Source organism: Rhodococcus sp. P3_B8, from assembly GCF_056402775.1.
In genome coordinates this window covers 1-3411 of record NZ_JBFUGT010000482.1, presented here as the reverse complement: position 1 = coordinate 3411, position 3411 = coordinate 1, and the positions used below count along the sequence as shown (strand labels likewise).

At 69.2% G+C, this 3411-nt stretch carries 1 protein-coding gene; it reads right to left on the bottom strand.

The genetic code is table 11. From position 1 onward, the window contains the following. On the bottom strand, positions 1-3326 hold a 3326-nt coding region (locus tag AC1D1G_RS43275), incomplete at its 3' end, for an amino acid adenylation domain-containing protein (RefSeq protein ID WP_477956714.1). Positions 3327-3411 lie beyond the last annotated feature (85 nt).

Below are 3411 nucleotides of genomic sequence, written 5' to 3'. Positions count from 1 at the left end.
GGCGTTCCCACCGCGAGGTCCGTCTCGCCGCTCAGCCGGCCGAGCAGGACGGCGAGTGCGGCGTGCGCGACCATGAACAGCGTCGAATCGTGGTCCCGGGCGAGGTCGGACAGCTTCTTGTGGAGGTCCGCACCGATCGCGAACGGCACGGTGGCGCCGTGTGCGGACCGCTGCAGCGGGCGCCGCCGGTCGGTCGGCAGCTCGAGCAGCTCGGGCATCCCGTCGAGGGTCCGGCGCCAGTAGTCCAGCTGCGCCGAAAGCAGCGAGTCCGGGTCGGTGTCGCTGCCCAGGGTGCGGCGTTGCCACAGCGCGAAGTCCGCGTACTGCACCGGCATCGGCGCCCACCCGGGGGGACGTCCGTGTGTACGCGCGGTGTACGCAACCATCACGTCGCGAGCGAGCGGCGCCATCGACGATCCGTCCGCCGCGATATGGTGCAACACGAGAGCCACCACGTGTTCGTCCGGACCGATCTGCAGCACCGCAATGCGCATCGGGACGTCGCGGCTCACGTTGAACTCGGCTGACGCGAGGGGCACCAGCTCACTGCGCAGCGCCGCCTCGTCGGACACGGTGACCGGGGTGAGGTCGAGGGTCACCCGGTCCGCGGGCAGCACCACCTGATGCGGCCCGTCTGCAGAGCCGGGATAGACGGTGCGGAGCGGCTCGTGCCGTTCGACGACGTCGCCGAACGCGGCGCGCAGAGCATCGATGTCGAGTTCGCCGGTCAGGCGCAGCGCGATCGGAACGTTGTAGGCGGGCGAGGTCGTGTCGACCTGGTTGACGATCCACATCCGCTGCTGTGCGAGGGACAGCGGCACCCGGTCCGGGCGCGGGGCCGCCGTGAGGGCGGGACGCGCCGCAGTGCTGCGATCCGCGGTAGCGGCCCGGGCGGCGAGTTCCGCCACCGTCGGCGCCTCGAACAGCTCCCGGACCCCCAAGGCGATGCCGAGCGCGGAGTTGATGCGGGCGACGGCGCGGGTCGCGCTCAGCGAGTTTCCGCCCAGGTCGAAGAAGTTGTCGTCGAGCCCGGCCCGGTCGAGCCCGAGCACCTCGGCGAAGACGTCTGCCACGGTGTGCTCGGCCGTACTGGTCGACGCGCGGAACACGGTGCGGACGATCGCGAAATCCGGGGCCGGCAATGCTTGCCGGTCCAGCTTGCCCACTGGAGTGAGGGGCAGCTCGTCGAGGATGACGATGGTCGCGGGCACCATGTGGGCGGGCACGAAGCCGCGCACATGGTCGGTCAGTTCGGCGACGTCGGGTTCGTCGTCACCGGACGGCAGGACGTACGACACCAGGACGGTGTCCCCGGACGGGGCGGTGCGACCGAGTGTCACGGCGAATCCGACGTGGAGATGCCGTGTCAGCGCGGCGTCGATTTCGCCGAGTTCGATGCGGAAACCACGAATCTTCACCTGAAAATCCGAGCGACCCACATACTCGAGCACCGGCCCACCCTCCGAACGCCGCCACCGCACCACATCCCCCGTCCGATACATCCGATCCCCCGGCCCACCGAACGGATCCGCAACGAACCGCCCCGCCGTCAACCCCGACCGGTTCCGATACCCCCGCGCCAGCGCCGGACCCGACAAATACAACTCCCCCGCCGCCCCGAACGGCACCGGCCGCAACCGCCCATCCAACACCAACTCACCGAACCCACGAACCGGACCACCCACCGTCACCGACTCCCCCACCACCAACCCACCACTGACATTCGACATGATCGTCGCCTCCGTCGGMCCRTACGCATTGAACATCCGCCGACCCGCAGCCCACCGCGCAACCAACTCCGGCGGGCACGCCTCACCCGCCACCACCAGCGCACCCAACGCCCCCAACCCCACCGGATCAACCGACGACAACGCCGTCGGCGTCAACACCGCATGCGTCACCGACTCCCCCACCAGAATCCGCGCCAACTCCTCCCCACCGTAAACCGTCGGCGGAACCACCACCAACCGCGCACCCAACCCCAACGCCCACACCAACTCGAACACCGACGCATCGAAACTCGGTGACGCACAATGCAACACCCGAGCACCCGCACACACCCCGAAACCCGAACGCTGCGCAGCCACCACATTCGCCAACCCCCGATGCGTCACCACCACACCCTTCGGCACACCCGTCGACCCCGACGTATAAATCACATACGCCGCCTGCCCCACCCGCACCCGCGCACCCCGATCCACATCCGTCACCACCCCCGCCGACACCGACGACAACCGCGACACAACCGCCACATCATCGAGCACCACCCACCGCACCGAACCCGGCAACCGATCCCGCACCTCCGAGACCGTCACCCCCACCACCACACCCGAATCCGTCAGCATGTGCTCCACACGCCCCACCGGATACTGCGGATCCACCGGCAAAAACGCCGCCCCCGTCTTCGCCACCGCCCACACCGACAACACCGACTCGACCGACCGCGCCACCGCCACAGCCACCACCGACTCCGCACCCACCCCCGCCCCCAACAACACCCGCGCCAACCGATTCGACGCCTCATCCAACTCCCGATACGTCAACCGACGATCCCCACACACCACCGCCACCGCACCCGGATCCGCAACCACCGACGCCGCCAACAACTCCGGCAACGACACCTCCGACACCGACACCCCACCCACCACCGGAGTCAAGCACTCCAACTCCGCCACACCGATGTCGCCGATCGGACGGTCGGGCGACGCCGTGACCGCGTCGAGGATGCGGACGAACTGGTCCGCGAACCCGCGCACGGTGCTCGCGTCCAGGATGTCGGTGGCGAAACCGAATGCGGCGGACATTCCGGCAGGTTCGCCGGTTTCGTCGACGTTCTCACTCAGGGTCAGGCACAGATCGCATTTGGCGACCTCGACACCGGCGTCGACGACCTCGACGATGAGCCCGGGCAGTTCGAGGCGGCTCTTCTCGGTGTTCTGGAACTCGAGCAGCACCTGGAACAGCGGGGTGTGCGCGGTCGAACGGACCGGGTCGACCGCCTGCACCACCCGGTCGAACGGCACCTCCGCGTGCCCGAATGCCCCGAGGTCGGTCTCGCGGACGTGCGCCACCAGGTCGGTGAAGGAGCTCTCGGGCGCGACCCGGGTCCGCAGCACCACGGTGTTGACGAACATGCCGACCATCTCGTCCAGTGCCGCGTCGCCGCGACCGGCGACGGGCGTTCCCACCGCGAGGTCCGTCTCGCCGCTCAGCCGGCCGAGCAGGACGGCGAGTGCGGCGTGCGCGACCATGAACAGCGTCGAATCGTGGTCCCGGGCGAGGTCGGACAGCTTCTTGTGGAGGTCCGCACCGATCGCGAACGGCACGGTGGCGCTCGGACAGCTTCTTGTGGAGGTCCGCACCGATCGCGAACGGCACGGTGGCGCCGTGTGCGGACCGCTGCAGCGGGCG